13 protein-coding genes are annotated in these 16,404 nt (G+C 47.3%); all 13 read left to right on the top strand.

Features of this window, described 5'->3' with window-relative positions:
• The first annotated feature begins 11 nt into the window (after positions 1 to 11).
• The 13 genes from acpP (at position 12) to DW835_RS14915 (ending at position 16,347) form a co-directional block, all read left to right on the top strand.
• Complete coding sequence (gene acpP, locus DW835_RS14855) at positions 12 to 242, top strand: acyl carrier protein (RefSeq protein WP_022154378.1); 231 nt, start codon at positions 12 to 14, stop codon at positions 240 to 242.
• 277 nt (positions 243 to 519) lie between these two features.
• Positions 520 to 1,233: a ribonuclease III gene (rnc, locus tag DW835_RS14860; protein WP_022154377.1), complete on the top strand. Its 714-nt coding sequence runs from the start codon at positions 520 to 522 to the stop codon at positions 1,231 to 1,233.
• A complete protein-coding gene (gene smc / locus DW835_RS14865) occupies positions 1,214 to 4,774 on the top strand; it encodes a chromosome segregation protein SMC (protein WP_118731367.1) in 3,561 nt (1,186 codons plus the stop codon). Before rnc ends, smc begins: the two co-directional genes overlap by 20 nt.
• A 117-nt stretch (positions 4,775 to 4,891) precedes the next feature.
• Positions 4,892 to 5,884, top strand: a complete 993-nt coding sequence (gene ftsY / locus DW835_RS14870; protein ID WP_118539889.1) for a signal recognition particle-docking protein FtsY — start codon at positions 4,892 to 4,894, stop codon at positions 5,882 to 5,884.
• A gap of 60 nt (positions 5,885 to 5,944) precedes the next feature.
• The gene (ilvA, locus tag DW835_RS14875) at positions 5,945 to 7,156 is read left to right on the top strand and encodes a threonine ammonia-lyase (RefSeq protein ID WP_118731375.1); all 1,212 of its coding nucleotides are present in this window, start codon (positions 5,945 to 5,947) and stop codon (positions 7,154 to 7,156) included.
• Between the two features lie 90 nt (positions 7,157 to 7,246).
• Positions 7,247 to 8,152 carry a YitT family protein gene (locus DW835_RS14880; protein WP_227733350.1) on the top strand — a complete coding sequence of 302 codons (906 nt, stop codon included), beginning with the start codon at positions 7,247 to 7,249 and terminating at the stop codon, positions 8,150 to 8,152.
• 365 nt (positions 8,153 to 8,517) lie between these two features.
• Positions 8,518 to 9,888, top strand: a complete 1,371-nt coding sequence (locus tag DW835_RS14885; protein WP_118731369.1) for an MATE family efflux transporter — start codon at positions 8,518 to 8,520, stop codon at positions 9,886 to 9,888.
• A 181-nt stretch (positions 9,889 to 10,069) separates the two neighbouring features.
• The gene (locus tag DW835_RS14890) at positions 10,070 to 10,363 is read left to right on the top strand and encodes an autorepressor SdpR family transcription factor (protein ID WP_118505316.1); all 294 of its coding nucleotides are present in this window, start codon (positions 10,070 to 10,072) and stop codon (positions 10,361 to 10,363) included.
• Positions 10,338 to 11,363 (top strand): SdpI family protein, encoded by a 1,026-nt coding sequence (locus DW835_RS14895; protein WP_118731370.1) that lies wholly within the window; start codon positions 10,338 to 10,340, stop codon positions 11,361 to 11,363. Before DW835_RS14890 ends, DW835_RS14895 begins: the two co-directional genes overlap by 26 nt.
• A gap of 105 nt (positions 11,364 to 11,468) precedes the next feature.
• Positions 11,469 to 12,938 (top strand): polyphosphate:AMP phosphotransferase, encoded by a 1,470-nt coding sequence (pap, locus tag DW835_RS14900; protein ID WP_118731371.1) that lies wholly within the window; start codon positions 11,469 to 11,471, stop codon positions 12,936 to 12,938.
• A 129-nt stretch (positions 12,939 to 13,067) separates the two neighbouring features.
• The gene (locus DW835_RS14905; RefSeq protein WP_118731372.1) at positions 13,068 to 14,168 is read left to right on the top strand and encodes a type IV toxin-antitoxin system AbiEi family antitoxin; all 1,101 of its coding nucleotides are present in this window, start codon (positions 13,068 to 13,070) and stop codon (positions 14,166 to 14,168) included.
• A complete protein-coding gene (locus tag DW835_RS14910) occupies positions 14,140 to 14,973 on the top strand; it encodes a hypothetical protein (protein ID WP_118731373.1) in 834 nt (277 codons plus the stop codon). The genes DW835_RS14905 and DW835_RS14910 overlap by 29 nt, the downstream gene beginning before the upstream one ends.
• A gap of 87 nt (positions 14,974 to 15,060) precedes the next feature.
• The gene (locus DW835_RS14915) at positions 15,061 to 16,347 is read left to right on the top strand and encodes a homoserine dehydrogenase (RefSeq protein WP_118731374.1); all 1,287 of its coding nucleotides are present in this window, start codon (positions 15,061 to 15,063) and stop codon (positions 16,345 to 16,347) included.
• Positions 16,348 to 16,404: the final 57 nt, after the last annotated feature.

Genomic DNA, 16,404 nt, shown 5'->3' on the forward strand with positions numbered 1-16,404 from the left:
AAGGAACTGTTATGGAATTCGAAAAGTTAAAGAAAATTATTGCTGAGGTATTAAATGTAGATCCCGATGAGATCACCATGGAGACCACATTCCAGGATGACCTGGGTGCTGATTCCCTCGATGTATACCAGATCATCATGGGCATCGAGGAAGAGTTCGATATCGAGATCCCTGCTGAGACCGCAGAGCAGGTTACTACAGTAGAAGACGCTGTAGAGATGATCAAGAACGCAGTGAACTAGTAAAGCTACGAGCCATGCAAAGACAAAACAGGAACTGTGACCGAGAGCTTGCTCACAAGGCACTGTTCCTGTTTTTCGGTTTATATGATGATGTCGAACTTCCGTAGCCCCAATCAAGGTAAGAAACGCGACACGCTCTCGCTCTGTCGCAGAGCGTAGCGGTACATAAGCGAGGATAATACCCTCGCTAAGTACCGACGTCTGCTTACGGTCTGCTTATTCTTATCTTGATTGTGACTACTGGGTTTGAACTATTAGCATTTGTGAGGACAAGAAAATGTTGGATGGTTATACAATGGACGTGCTGGAGCAGCGCATCGGCTATTGCTTTCACAACAAAGCATTGCTGAAGCAGGCTCTGACCCACAGCTCCTATACCAATGAACAAAAGATCAACAAGACAGAGAACTATGAGCGCATCGAATTCCTGGGAGATGCCGTACTGGAGCTGGTATCCAGCGACTTCCTGTTTCGGGAACACCCGGATGTTCCGGAGGGCGAGCTGACCAAGATGCGCGCCTCCATGGTGTGCGAGCCTTCCCTGGCATTCTGTGCCAGAGACCTGGAGCTGGGACAGTTTATGCTTTTGGGTAAAGGCGAAGAGAATACCGGCGGCAGACGCAGAGACAGCATCACCTCTGACGGTATGGAAGCTATGATCGGTGCCATTTATCTGGATGGTGGCATGCAGCCTGCCAAGGCTTTTATTGACCGCTTTATTCTGTCGGATTTAGAGGACAAGCGTCTTTTCTATGACAGTAAGAGCAATCTCCAGGAATTGATCCAAGGAAAACTCAAAAAAGAGTTCGAGTACCGGCTGTTAGAGGAGAGCGGACCGGAACACGACAAAACCTTCGTGGTAGAGATCGACATGGAGGGAGAATGCCTTGGCCGTGGGCAGGGAAGAACAAAAAAAGCGGCAGAACAGCAGGCAGCTTATGAGGCGCTTCTGCTATTGAGGGATAGAGGATATGTATTTAAAAAGTATTGAGATCCACGGGTTCAAATCATTTGCCAATAAGATCGTATTTCAGTTCCACAACGGAATCACCGGTATCGTAGGACCTAACGGTAGCGGTAAGAGTAACGTTGCGGACGCGGTAAGATGGGTGCTGGGAGAACAACGCATCAAACAGCTGCGTGGTGCCAGTATGCAGGATGTTATTTTCTCGGGAACAGAGACCAGAAAGCCGTTGAGCTATGCTTATGTTGCCATTACTCTGGACAACAGCGATCACCAGCTGGCGATCGACTATGACGAAGTTACAGTGGCGAGACGGATCTACCGTTCCGGAGAAAGTGAATATCTGATCAATGGTACTCCCTGCAGATTAAAGGATGTCAATGAGCTGTTCTATGATACCGGTATCGGTAAGGAGGGCTATTCCATTATCGGACAGGGCCAGATCGACAAGATCTTAAGCGGTAAGCCCGAGGAACGGCGTGAACTGTTCGATGAGGCTGCCGGTATCGTGAAATTTAAACGCAGGAAAGCAGCGGCCCAGACAAAGCTGGAGAACGAAAAACAGAATCTGGTGCGTGTGAATGATATTCTGTCCGAACTGGAAAAGCAGGTAGGACCTCTGGAGAAGCAGTCCGAGGTGGCAAAGGTCTATCTGAGAAAAAAGGAAGAGTTGAAATCCCTAGATATCAACGTGTTCTTATTGGAAAATAAGAGACTGAGAGAACAGCTTGCTTCCGCAGAAGAAAAATACAATCTGGCAAGCACGGAACTTGTTGAGACCGGTGAAAAATATGAGGGTATCAAGGAAGAATACGAACGGATCCAGCAGGAGATTGAGAGTCTGGATACCGCTATCGAAGCCGCCAGGGAACAACTGACGGATACCGGTCTGATGCGCGGTAAGTTAGAGGGTGAGATCAATGTCTTAAAGGAGCAGATCAATTCCGCACACGGCAGTGAGAACCATCTGAACAATCGTAAGGCAGCCCTGGAAGAGGAGATTGCCGGCAAAGAGCAGGAAAAGCAGGATATCTTAACCGATAAAAAGGATACGGATACCCAGGTGCAGGAGATTGCAGAAGCTGCGGCAAAAGCAAAGGCTGATCTGGAAGCTATCCAGAACAAGATCACCGAACTCAATAATAATATTGAGGCCGGGAAAAATACCATCATCGGCGAGCTGAACCAGCGGGCTACCATCAAGTCCAAGATGGGACGTTTCGATACTATGATGGAGCAGATCAATATCCGCAAGGCAGAGTTGAATTCCAGACTGCTTCGTGCCAAATCCGATGAGGCTGCCAGAGAAGAGACAATCAAGAAGCTGGAAGAGACCTTCGAGACTGTGACCGAAGAACTGCGGCAGATGACCGAACAGGAAGCAGCATCCGAACTGGAGCTGGGCAATATCCGTGAGAATCTCACAGGCTTAGATGCGAAGCTGCGGGAGACACAGAACCGTTTCCATCAGGAGCAGTCCAAACTGGAAGCCCTGACCAATATCACCGAGCGGTATGACGGCTACGGTGGCAGCGTCAAGAAGGTCATGGAGCAGAAGGAAAAAGAAAAAGGTATCATCGGTGTTGTAGCGGATATTATTCAGGTAGAAGCCAAATATGAGACCGCCATCGAGACCGCTCTGGGTGGTAATATTCAGAATATCGTAACGGATAACGAAGAGACCGCCAAGCATATGATCGGATTCTTAAAGCAGAACCGCCTCGGAAGAGCCACATTCCTTCCCCTGACCAGTATTACCAAACCTCAGGAATTCAAAAATCCCGAGGCCCTGAAGGAAAAAGGTGTCATCGGTATGGCGGATGAACTGGTAAATACGGAAAAAGAATACCGCAATGTGGCCAAGGCCATGCTGGGACGTATCGTGGTCGTAGACAACGTGGACAATGCCGTGAAGATCGCAAGAAAATTCGATTACGGCATCCGTATGGTCACATTGGAAGGCGAACTCTTAGTTCCCGGCGGTGCCATCAGCGGCGGTGCATTTAAGAATAACAGTAATCTCCTGGGAAGACGTCGTGAGATGGATGAACTGGAGAAAAAGGTGAAAAAACTCTCCGATGACATCAAGACCTATAACCAGAAGATTGAAGACACCAAGAGCAAACGAAATAAGCTGCGTATGGATCTGGAAGCATTGAAGACCGAGATGCAGCGCAAGTCCATTGAGCAGAATACCGCAAGATTAAATATTTCCCAGGCCAGAGAACGTATGGAAGAAGAGGCAGAGAGTGCACAGTCCCTGAAGCTGGAGGAACAGGAGATCGAGACCAAGATCTTCGAGATCCGTTCCAGCAAGGAATCAATCGTACAGGAACTGGCTGCAAGTGAAGAACTGGAGAAAACCACTCAGGAACAGATTCTTGTCTTCCAGAAGGAACTGGAAGGCTGCAGACTGGAAGAGAGTGAAGCTTCCGCCCATGCCGGAGAATGGGAAGTAAAAGTCGAGAAGATGCGTCAGGCTCTGGATTACAAACAGGCCAATGTAGACCGTATAGGCGGCGAACTGGAGCGTGCACAGGCAGAGCTTAATGAGATTTTAGAAGCTCTGACGGAAAATGCGCAGGAAGTGGAACGCAAGAAGAACAATATCCTGGAGATTGAGAAGACCATCGCGGCTTCCCATGAGAATCAGGATGCTTCCAAGAAAAAGCTGGACGAGGATATTGCAAAGAAAGAAGAATTGTCTGCAAAGCAGAAAGGCTTCTTCCAGAGCAGAGAAGAAATGTCAGAGCGCATGAATGCTCTGGACAAAGAAGTCTATCGTCTGAGTGAACAGAAGAAAAAGCTGGAAGACAATATCGAAGGCCAGATCAATTACATGTGGGATGAGTATGAGATTACCCTGAGTGATGCGGCAGGCCTTCGCAATGAAGAGATGAATGATCTGCCCGCCATGAAGCGTGAGATCAGCGGTCTGAAAGATGAGATCCGGAAGTTAGGTAATGTCAATGTCAACGCCATTGAGGATTACAGGAATCTGATGGAGCGTTATACCTTTATGAAGACCCAGCATGATGATCTGGTGGAAGCGGAGAAGACGCTGGAAGGCATCATCGAAGAACTGGATACCGCCATGCGTAAACAGTTCACGGAGAAATTTGCAGAAATCAGCAGAGAGTTCGATAAGGTATTCAAGGAACTCTTCGGTGGTGGTAAGGGAACACTGGAACTGATGGAGGATGAGGATATTCTGGAAGCAGGCATCCGCATCATCGCACAGCCCCCCGGAAAGAAGCTTCAGAACATGATGCAGCTGTCCGGTGGAGAAAAGGCATTGTCCGCTATTTCCCTGTTGTTTGCCATCCAGAACTTAAAGCCCTCTCCGTTCTGTCTGTTGGACGAGATCGAGGCGGCGTTGGATGACTCCAACGTAGGCCGTTTCGCTAAGTATTTACATAAGCTGACCAAGAACACTCAGTTCATTGTCATTACCCACAGACGCGGTACGATGGAACAGGTGGACAGACTGTATGGTATCACCATGCAGGAGAAGGGTGTATCTACTTTAGTCAGTGTTAACCTCATTGATAAAGATCTGGATGATTAGAGTATGAAAAGAACTTCTAATCACTCAGAGCAAAGGCTCTTTCGTGAAGAAGTTCTAAGTTTCATACAAGAAAAACGCAAGCTTTTTCTGGATAGAATGCTGATTGGAGGAAATGGGATGAGTGAGGAAAAGAAAGGCTTTTTTGCGAGGCTGAAAGAAGGACTGACCAAGACCCGTGACAACATTGTACGGGGAATTGATTCGGTCTTCAGCGGTTTCTCCGCCATTGATGATGATTTCTATGAAGAGCTGGAAGAAATCCTCATTATGGGAGATATCGGTGTGAATGCCACCACCGCTATCGTGGAGAGACTGAAACAGCAGGTGAAGGAAAAACATATCAAGGAACCTTCCGAATGCAAACAGCTTCTGATTGAAAGTATCAAGGAGCAGATGCAGGTGGATGAGACTGCCTATGATTTTGAGAAGGAACAGTCCGTGATCATGGTCATCGGTGTCAACGGTGTGGGGAAGACCACTTCCGTCGGCAAGCTGGCCGGTAAATTAAAGGATGAGGGCAGGAAAGTCCTTATTGCCGCAGCGGATACTTTCCGTGCCGCAGCGGGAGACCAGCTGGCAGAGTGGGCATCCCGGGCGGATGTTCCCATGATCGGCGGAAAAGAAGGTGCGGATCCCGCCAGCGTGGTGTTTGATGCCGTGAATGCGGCGAAGGCACGAGGCGTGGATGTGCTTCTTGTAGATACCGCCGGCAGATTGCACAATAAAAAGAACCTGATGGAAGAACTTCGTAAGATGAACCGTATCATCGACAAGGAATTCCCCAATGCCCACAGAGAGAATCTGATCGTGCTGGACGGCACCACGGGACAGAATGCTCTGGTGCAGGCAAGAGAATTCGGTGAGGTGGCGGATCTTACGGGTATCATCCTGACCAAGATGGACGGAACGGCCAAAGGCGGTATCGCTGTGGCCATCCAGTCCGAACTGAAGGTTCCGGTAAAATATATCGGTGTGGGAGAATCCATCGAGGATCTCCAGAAATTCAATTCCGATGAATTTGTAAATGCGTTGTTTGATGTGAATATGGATGACATCGGAGAACTGCATCTGCCGGAGGAAGAAGCCGGAGAGACAGACGCGGAAGAATAATAAACAGGCAGACCAAAGAAAGTGTGACAGAAAGGCATGGGAAGAAAAATGCAGGAAGAAATGTTGACTTTAGAGAAATTTGAAGAAGCAAGTGAGATCGTTAAAAAAGTTACTTTAGAGACCAAACTGGTATACAGTGATTATTTCAGTGCCCAGACCGGCAACCGCGTATACTTAAAGCCCGAGAACTTACAGTTTACCGGAGCTTACAAGTTAAGAGGCGCTTATTACAAAATGAGCACTCTGACCGATGAAGAGCGCGCCAAGGGACTGATCACCGCCTCTGCAGGCAACCATGCCCAGGGCGTGGCTTATGCGGCAAAATGCTATGGAAGCAAGGCAACCATCGTAATGCCCACCACGACACCTTTGATCAAGGTAAACCGTACCAGAGGCTATGGAGCAGAGGTAGTACTGCATGGCGATGTCTATGATGAGGCCTGCGCAAAGGCATATGAGCTGGCAGAAGAGCACGGATATACTTTCATCCATCCTTTTGATGATCTGACCGTAGCTACCGGTCAGGGTACCATTGCCATGGAGATCTTCAAAGAGCTTCCGCTGGTAGATTATATTCTGGTTCCTATCGGTGGCGGCGGACTGGCAACCGGTGTTTCCACACTGGCAAAACTGCTGAATCCGAAGATCAAGGTCATCGGCGTAGAGCCCGCAGGAGCTAACTGCATGCAGGTATCCTTAAAGAACGGCAAGGTTACCACATTGTCCAAGGTCAACACCATCGCAGACGGTACCGCGGTAAAGACTCCTGGCAGCAAGATCTTCCCGTACTTACAGAAGAATCTGGACGATGTGATCACCGTAGAGGATGAGGATCTGGTAGTAGCTTTTCTGGATATGGTAGAGAATCACAAGATGATCGTGGAGAATTCCGGTCTGCTGACGGTAGCAGCCTTAAAGCAGTTAAATGTGAAGGATAAGCGTATTGTATCTATCCTGAGTGGCGGTAACATGGATGTCATCACCATGTCTTCCGTAGTACAGCAGGGTCTGATCTTAAGAGACCGTATCTTCACCGTATCCGTACTGCTTCCCGACAAGCCCGGTGAGCTGTGCAGAGTATCCGGTATTATTGCCGGAGTCAACGGTAATGTCATCAAGCTGGAGCACAACCAGTTTGTATCCATCAACCGCAGTGCTGCTGTGGAGCTGCGTATCACACTGGAAGCATTCGGCACCGAGCATAAGAATGAGATCATTGCCGCTCTGGAAAAAGAAGGCTATCAGCCCAAAGTGGTAAGAGCCAATATCTAAGTTTTAAGATTTGAAAAGAAGTGAATGTATCACCGATAAAAGCCGCATATTATAGATATGCGGCTTTTGTATGGAATGGAGAAAAAAGTTATGGCAAAGAAGACAGAAAAAGAACTGGAAATACAGAGACTGGACAAAAAGACACCCTTACAGATGCTCTGGGATTATGTGATGATCACGGTGGCATCCTTTGTCTATGCGGTATCCGTCAGCTTATTTTTGGATCCGAACTCCCTGGCACCCGGTGGAATCACCGGTATCGCTATTATCTTAAATCGTCTGTTCGGCATTGAGACCGGTACCTGGATGCTGCTCATCAATATACCGATCCTGCTGATCGGTATCTGGAAATTCGGACTGCGGTTTATTCTGTCTACAATCTATTGTACGGCAATGACCTCTCTGTTTACGAACCTGCTGACACCGGTGGGAGCAGTGACGGTGGATCCACTTCTGGCCTCCCTGTGTGGCAGTGCCCTGATGGCCGTATCCATGGGATGGGTGTTCAAGGCAGGCTCCACCACCGGCGGCACGGATATCATTATCAAGCTGCTACGGATAAAGTTTCCGTTTCTCAAGACCGGAGCGCTGTTTTTCCTGACGGATGCTGTCATTGTTATCGCTTCAGCATTTGTCTTCCAGAATATTGACAAGGCACTGTATGCCGGTATCGTGGTCATTGTTACCTCTGTAGTGCTAGATGTGGTACTATACGGAAGAGATGAGGCAAAGCTGATCTATATTATCAGCGACCATGCGGAAAAAATCGCAGGGAGACTTTTGGAGGAGCTGGACATTGGTGTAACTTATGTACAGGGCAGTGGTGCCTACAGCGGCAAGGAGAAGAGCGTCATCATGTGTGCCATGAAGAAAAACATTTCTCCCAAGGCGGAAGAGATCGTAAAGGAAGAGGATCCCCTGGCATTTATGATCGTCACCAGTGCCACGGAGATCTTCGGGGAGGGCTATAAGAGCTATTTCAGTGAGAAGCTGTAAAAGGTCAATTATTAAATTTCAGGAAAAATTTTGAAAGGGCTTACATTTTTTAAAAGAATCTTCTATAATAGCGTCGTGTCCGAACGGACAGACGCTATTTTTCGCTGTGGTGCACCCGCAGCGCACGTTTCTAACCGGTGCAAGTCCGGAATCCGCCCGGCAAATCTCTGTTCCGATGTAGTAATCGCATATCAGGCTATGCATGAGGGTAAGACAGCTGCTTAGGTCAAAACTCAGTAGCTACACCGAATCATGCATGGAGATACGGTAGTTGGATTGAGAGAAAGAAACATATAATAGTAAAAATAAGCAGATAGAGAATCGCATGGAAAAATGTGCGATGACACTTATAGGAGTCAGGGAACATGAACGATACAACTTTGACAAAAGAGGAAAAACAGTATAAAAGGCTCACCGAGGAACCGGTGGCGCGGCTGATCCTGGAGCTGGGACTGCCCACCACCATCAGTATGCTGATCACGAATCTGTATAATATGGTGGATACCTGGTTCGTAAGCCAGTTAGGCACCAGTGCCACCGGAGCGGTAGGTGTGGTGTTTGGCTTGATGGCAATTATTCAGGCGTTCGGATTCATGTTCGGTCATGGCGCCGGAAGCAATATCAGCCGGTTGTTAGGAGCTCATGAAAAGGAGCGAGCGAAAGCTTTTTCCGCAACGGGATTTTATCTGGCGGCAGGAGCGGGATTGCTGATAGCGGTAATCGGTATTGCCGATCTGAACGGACTTTGCAGACTGCTAGGGAGTACGGAGACCATCCTTCCCTATGCGAGAATCTATGCCTTTTATATCTTGTTGTCGGCACCGGCCATGGCATCCAGCTGTGTGATGAACAATGTGCTTCGGTATGAAGGCTATGCGAATCTGGCCATGGTAGGACTGGTCTCTGGTGGTATCTTAAATATGGCGGGAGATGCCATCCTTATGTGGGGGTGCAATCTTGGCATCCGTGGAGCCGCACTTTCCACCATGATTTCTCAGTACATATCCTTTGGGATTCTGTTGCTCTTTTTCCTGAGGGGCAAGACCCAGAGCAGCCTGGCACCGAAATATTTTACCTGGGAATTTGCCGTGCATAAGAATATTCTTACAGCAGGCTTCCCCAGTATGATGCGGCAGGGACTGGCCAGCGTGTCCACCATGGTGTTGAATGCACAGGCAGCTGTCTACGGAGATATTGCCATTGCTGCCATGAGCGTGGTGTCCCGTATTTTCAATTTCGTATTTAGTGTGGCACTGGGCATCGGTCAGGGCTTCCAGCCGGTATCGTCATTCAATTACGGGGCAAAGAAGTATTCCCGTGTAAGGAAAGCGTTCTGGTTCACCCTGTGCGCCAGCCTGGTGACCATGGCAGTGTTTGCAGGGGTGGTGTATGTGTTCCGCAGAGAGCTGTTGCTGGAATTCCTTACGGATATGGATGCCTATGAGATCGCATTTTATGCGTTGCAGATCCAGTGTCTGACACTGCCGTTTATTCCGGTATGTATCTGCGGCAACATGCTGTTTCAGTCCATCGGAAAGGGCGGCAGGGCGACGATCTTAGCCTCCTTCCGAAGTGGCACTATCTACATTCCGGCACTGCTGATCCTGACGGCGTTCTGGGGAATTCGGGGCATCCAGTGGTCACAGCCGGTGTCCGATATTTTATCTGCGGTTTTGTCATTGCCGGTGGCAGTGGTGTTCTTAAGGGGACTGCCGGAAGATGGTACGGAAGTATAGAGAAGAATGAGATCCCTTCGTCATAAGACGGAGGGATTTTTATGTACAGATGTATCCATACGCAGAAATAAGTATCTGCCTTGATCTGTGAAGCTGTTGACATTAAATAATCCGCATGATACGATATATTTAACAATTAGGTTAAATGTTAAACGTTTGGATGAAAGGATGTGATTCATTTTTGGGAATACAGGATACATTGAAAGCGCTGGCAGATCCTATAAGGCGTGAAATACTAAATCTTCTGAAAAACGGTCGATTGTCGGCAGGAGAGATCTGCGAACATTTTCCGGTGACGGGGGCTTCCATATCGAGGCATTTGTCGGTGCTAAAGGAGGCAGATCTGATCCGGGACAAGCGGGAAGGAAAGTTTATTTATTATGAATTGAATGCTTCCGTGCTGGAAGAAATCATGTTATGGATCACAGATTTGAAAGGAGCATTGGATAATGAAGGAAATGATACAGAAAAATAAAGGCAGGCTGATCTGCTCGGTATTTGTTATGTGCATGGGAATGATATTGGGATATACCTGTGAGAACAGTCTGTGGGTAAACGGCACTTTTGCAGTGACTTATGTGGTAGTAATGGCAGTAACTTTTTACGACAACAGAAACAGACAGCAGAGTGATAAGGTCATAAGAATGGTTACGTGGATCGTGCCGGGAATGACATTGCTCTATAACGGTATCGCCAGATGGATTGATATGGGTGTAAGGAAAGAGAATCTGCTCATGGTAATTTTGTATGTCGGAATGGGATTGCTATTTGTTATTGTGGGCAATTATCTGCCCAAGGTGAAACCGAACCGCACCATCGGCATCCGCGTCGTATGGACATTGCAGGATGAGGAGAACTGGAATGCCACGCACCGCTTCAGTGGGAAAATATGGGTGGCAGCAGGACTGTTGAGTATGAGCTGTGGACTGTTCAGTGACAGCATGGCTGCATTATTTTTGTTTATTGTCGCTATCACGGCAGCAGCTTTTGGCAGCATCCTGTATTCTTATCTCTATTATAGAAAGAAGTTGCGCACCGGAAAAGGGCTGGCAGTACACTACAACCATAAAGTGGTTGCGGTCTATGTGTTTATAATGCTCGCATGTGTGCTATTTACGGTATGGACGTTATATACGGGAAAAATCGAGATCTGTTACGGAGAAAATGAATTTACTGTTCAGGCGGAGGGCTGGCAGGATTACACAGTGAAATATGACGCTATCGAAAGCATTGCTTACGAAGAGAATATGTTCCGGGATACGAATACAATCCGGACGAACGGTTTTGGCAACTTGAAATACTCCATGGGACATTTTCGCGATGAAATCCACGCAGATTACATCCGCTATACTCATAACGACTGTGACACTTATGTAGTCATGGAAGTAGAGGGGAGCACCGTTATTCTAAACGGTGCAGATGATGCGCAGACCTGGGAAATCTACAATAATATCAGAGAACGGATGGAAAAATAATATTTGTAAATATATTTCCCAATTGCTTTTATATTTTTTAAAAATGGTATACACTAAACTTATGTAAGTTTGTAAACGAGGATTTCGGGAAAGGGTGGTTACAGTATGCTGAAACAGTGGATTCCGGCGGTGAAGCCGGAAAAAGAGGAACTGGAAAAACGACTGAATGCGGCGCAGGAGGAGCTTGGTAGACTCCAGATGCAGATCAAGGAGCATAAGCTCCCGGTGCTGGTGCTGATCGAGGGCTGGGGTGCGGCCGGCAAGGGCAGTACCATCGGCGGAATTATTAAAAATATCGATCCGCGATTTTTCAAGGTGGCTTCCATGTCTGCACCGACAGAGGAAGAGAAGCGGAAACCTTTCCTGTATCGTTATTTTGTAAAAATTCCGGAAGCCGGGAAGTTCGAATTTCTGGATTCCGGCTGGATGGATGAGGTGACGAAGGGAAGACTTCGGGGTGAATTGTCGGATAAGCAGTACGCGGAGCGTATCGAGAGCATTAAACGTTTTGAACGACAGTTGACGGACAACGGTTATCTGGTGTTGAAGCTCTTTTTCCAGATTGGAAAAAAGGAACAGAAGAAGCGGCTGGAAGAACTGGAAGGCAACAAGGACACTGCATGGCGTGTGGGCGAGAACGACTGGTGGCAGAACAAGCATTATGACAAATGTGAGGAAGTCTTCGACAAATATCTCACAGATACTAACGCTTCCGTAGCTCCGTGGTACATTATCGACTCCGGGGACAAAAAGTGGGCGGAATTACAAGTGCTGGAGACATTATGCAGCGGTATCCATGTGGCCATGCAGAATGAGAGCCTTGCTGTGCCTATTTTGCAGAATGTATTCCCACTGGTGAAGATGCCGAGGCTGTCCGAGGTGGAACTGGACAAGGAAATCTCCGAGGAAGAATACAAGAAAGAACTGCGTCATCTGCAGAAGAAGCTGAATGCCCTGCATTACCGCCTTTATCGGAAAAAGATTCCGGTAGTCATCGCCTACGAAGGCTGGGATGCCGCAGGCAAGGGCGGCAATATCAAGCGGATCGCGGGAGCACTGGATCCCAGAGGCTACGAGGTACACCCCATCGCCAGCCCGGAACCACACGAGAAAGCGAGACATTATCTTTGGCGATTCTGGACGAGACTTCCTAAGACCGGACATATTGCCATTTTTGATCGTACCTGGTACGGACGCGTCATGGTAGAACGGCTGGAAGGCTTCTGTAGTACCAACGACTGGCAGCGGGCTTACAATGAGATCAATGAGTTCGAGAAGGAATTGTCCCAGTGGGGTGCGGTGATCATCAAATTCTGGGTGCAGATCGACAAGGACACCCAGCTGGAACGCTTTACGGAACGGCAGAACACCCCGGAGAAGCAGTGGAAGATCACGGACGAAGACTGGCGCAACCGGGATAAATGGGATCAGTATGAAGATGCCGTAAACGAAATGCTCCAGAAGACCAGCACGGAGTATGCACCCTGGCATATTCTGGAATCCGTAGACAAAAAATATGCCCGGATCAAAGCATTGAAGATTGTCATTGCCGAACTGGAAAAGGCTCTGGGATAGGAAAAGAAAGTAGAGAACGTAAACACCGTCTTGTAAAAAGGCGGTGTTTCTATATGTGATGAAACCGTTGACAATGTAAGATTCATAAAATATAATTATTTCATCGAAACGGTGAAAAGGGGTGAATTGATGAAACAAAATTTATCACAAATACAATATGAGCAACTGGCCAGAGAACAATTTTGCAACCGGCTGAAAGAAATTCCGTTTGTTTCGGATATCGAGGTGTTTTTGGAAAAGAAGAATGCACCGTTGGGGGATTTCAAGGCAAAGGTGTATTTGGAGGACAGCGATGAGCCTCTTTTATTTGTGATTGAAGTCAGGTCTAACGGAGAAAAGAGATTCGTTAATCATTTTATGGAAATCGTGATGCGGCAGGATGATAAAACGCATTATATTTTTATGGCACCATATATTTCGGAGCAGTCAGCCAGAGCAATGAAAGAGGAAAAATGCAGTTATATGGATCTGTCCGGAAATTGTTATATCTTAACGAAAAGATTTCTGCTCTATGTCAGTGGACAGGATAACAAGTTCATAACCCACAGGGAAAAGAAAAATTACTTATCCAAATCGTCAAGTGCTGCATCAGCAATTATTCGTACCATGCTGAATGAACCGGAGCGAAAATGGCAGGTGAAAACGCTGGCTCAGGAGAGCAATACGGCATTGGGAACAGTATCTAATGTGAAAAGTTTTTTGCTTGCCAGAGACTGGATAGATAAGAGTACTACGGAATTCCGTTTGCAGAACATTAGGGAACTGTTTTATACATGGGCAAAGGATTATCATCAAAAAGAAGCGAGAAAATTACAGTTTTATTCTTTGGATACGGTTCCGGAGATAGAACAATCAGCCGCTGAATGGAGTAAAACACATGATAATGGAGCTATATTAGGTGGCTTTTCGGCTGCGGCACGATATGCGCCGACAGTACGTTATCAAAAAGCCGAAATATATGTAGAACCTCAATTTGTTCAGGAATTTGTAAAAGATCTGGAATTGCAGCCGGTCAACACCGGAGGAAATGTTGTGATAACGATACCGCATGACGAAACCCCCTGTATGTACGCAAAGCCTGTTCATGATACATTAGTAACTTCTCCGGCACAAACGGTAATTGATCTGCTGGGGGATGCCGGAAGAGGGGAAGAGGCTGCGGAGGCAATCCTGCGCAGAGAATACCCGGAGAGGACAGAGGATGAAAGAAGAACTGAAAAAGGCAACTGACTATTCAGAGGGACAAAAGACAGCCGCATACATGGTACTCGGAGAGATCGTAAATCTTTTGAATGAGTTTTCAGATAATATTAGAATCATAGGAGGATGGGTTCCGACACTTTTATACCCGGACGGTGACCATATAGGTTCTATTGATGTAGATGTTCTGCTGAATCAACTGGAGATCAAAAAGGCAGAAAGCTATCGGACGATTAAACGGATACTGACACAAAATGGGTATAGAAGACATGAAGAAAAATATTTTACATTTATAAAAACAATAGTTTTAGATGGAGTTTCCTATGACGTAGACGTGGATTTCCTGTCCGGAAAATATGGCGGCGATGGCGGAAATGTAAGCAAACATGTGGATGGTATTAAAACCTTACCGGCTACGGGAGGAAATTTTGCATTTGATTTTCCGCCAACGGATGTGAAAATAGAATATATGCGGGAGGATGGAGCAAAGGACAGTGGACATGTGAAAGTGATTTCTGTGGTGCCTTATCTGGTCATGAAGACAGCAGCACTGGGGAGGGGAAAACCGAAGGATGCGTATGATATATATTACATGGTTGACAAATATGAGGGAGGCGTAAGAACACTTGTTAAGGAATTTATGCCTTATACAGACAGAGAGTTGATCAGAGAAATGTGTCAGAAGCTGGATGAAAAATTTGCTTCGCCACAGCATGCCGGACCAACAGATGTAGTGACATTCATGGGAATAACAGAGGAAGAAGAAAAAGAACAGATCCGACAGGATGTTTACCAGAAGATACACTATTTAACAAATAAATTGAAAACAATGTAAGCAAAATCTTGTGTTGGCAGACAGGTCTGTTATAATGATACATAGTTGTATTTCCCAGATAGTATTTACAGAACGAGAGGAGAAATCATGGGCGAGAACCGTAAGATATATGCAGCATTATTGGGAGCAGGAACCGTGGGCAGCGGTGTGTATAAGCTGGCAGGAATGCAGGAAGAAGATATCTGCCTGAAAACAGGAGCACAGCTGGAGATCAAAAAGATCCTGGTGCGGAATCCGGGAAAGGTAAGAGAGGGAATCCCACAGGAACTATTTACAGATAGCTGGCAGGAGATTTTAGAAGATCCCGAGATTCAGATCGTCATCGAAGTCATGGGCGGCATCGAACCGGCCAGAACCTATGTGGAAGAAGCCATGAAGGCCGGCAAACAGGTGGTCACCGCCAACAAGGATCTGCTGGCGGAATATGGGGATCCGTTGTTTGAGATCGCCACGGAGAATAAATGCGACTTACAATTCGAGGCGGCAGTGGCAGGAGCCATTCCCATTATCCGGCCTTTGCGTCAGAGCCTGGCGGGAAGTCAATTGACGGAGATCATGGGAATCGTCAACGGTACGACAAACTATATTTTGACCAAAATGTCCGAGGAAGGTATGGGCTATCAGGAAGCTCTGGATATGGCTACGAGACTGGGCTATGCGGAAGCAGATCCCACAGCGGACGTGGAAGGCTATGATGCGGGACGCAAGATCGCCATTATGGCATCCATCGCTTTCAGCTCCCGCGTGACGTTCCCTCAGGTTTATACGGAAGGCATCACGAAGATTACAGCAGAGGATATCCGGTATGCAAAAGAATTCGGCTATGTGATTAAACTGTTGGGTATTACAAAGCTTACAGGTAAAGGAATTGAAGTAAAAGTACATCCCACATTGATCCCGGACAGCCATCCTCTTGCCACGGTCAGAGATTCCTTCAATGCCGTATTTGTTCATGGTCAGGCTTGTGATGATGCCATGTTCATGGGACGGGGCGCCGGACAGATGCCTACCGCCAGTGCGGTACTGGGTGATGTTATTGATGTAATGCGTAATATTATCCACGGAAGCTGTGGCAAGATTGGCAGTGACAGCCACAAGAAACTTCCCGTACTGGATGTGGAGGAGACGAAGAGCCGTTTCTTCCTGCGCCTGCAGGTAGAGAACCGTGCCGGAGCATTGGCCAATATTGCAGGTGTCCTGGGCAACAACGATGTCAGCATCGCCCAGATGGTACAGAAGCGCAGCCACGACGGTATTGCCGAGATCGTGGTCATCACCGATCTTGTGACCGAGAGACATTTCAACGACGCCATCCGCATCATGGAAGGCATGTCTGTTGTGAGAGAAATCTCAGGCATAATCCGGGTCTACTAAAGTTTGTAGAATTGAAAGTTAGTGAAACAAATCCACGAACGCCCATGGCGGACGGAA

The sequence above is a fragment of the Clostridium sp. AM34-9AC genome (assembly GCF_003480225.1).
Taxonomy (GTDB): domain Bacteria; phylum Bacillota; class Clostridia; order Lachnospirales; family Lachnospiraceae; genus Acetatifactor; species Acetatifactor acetigignens.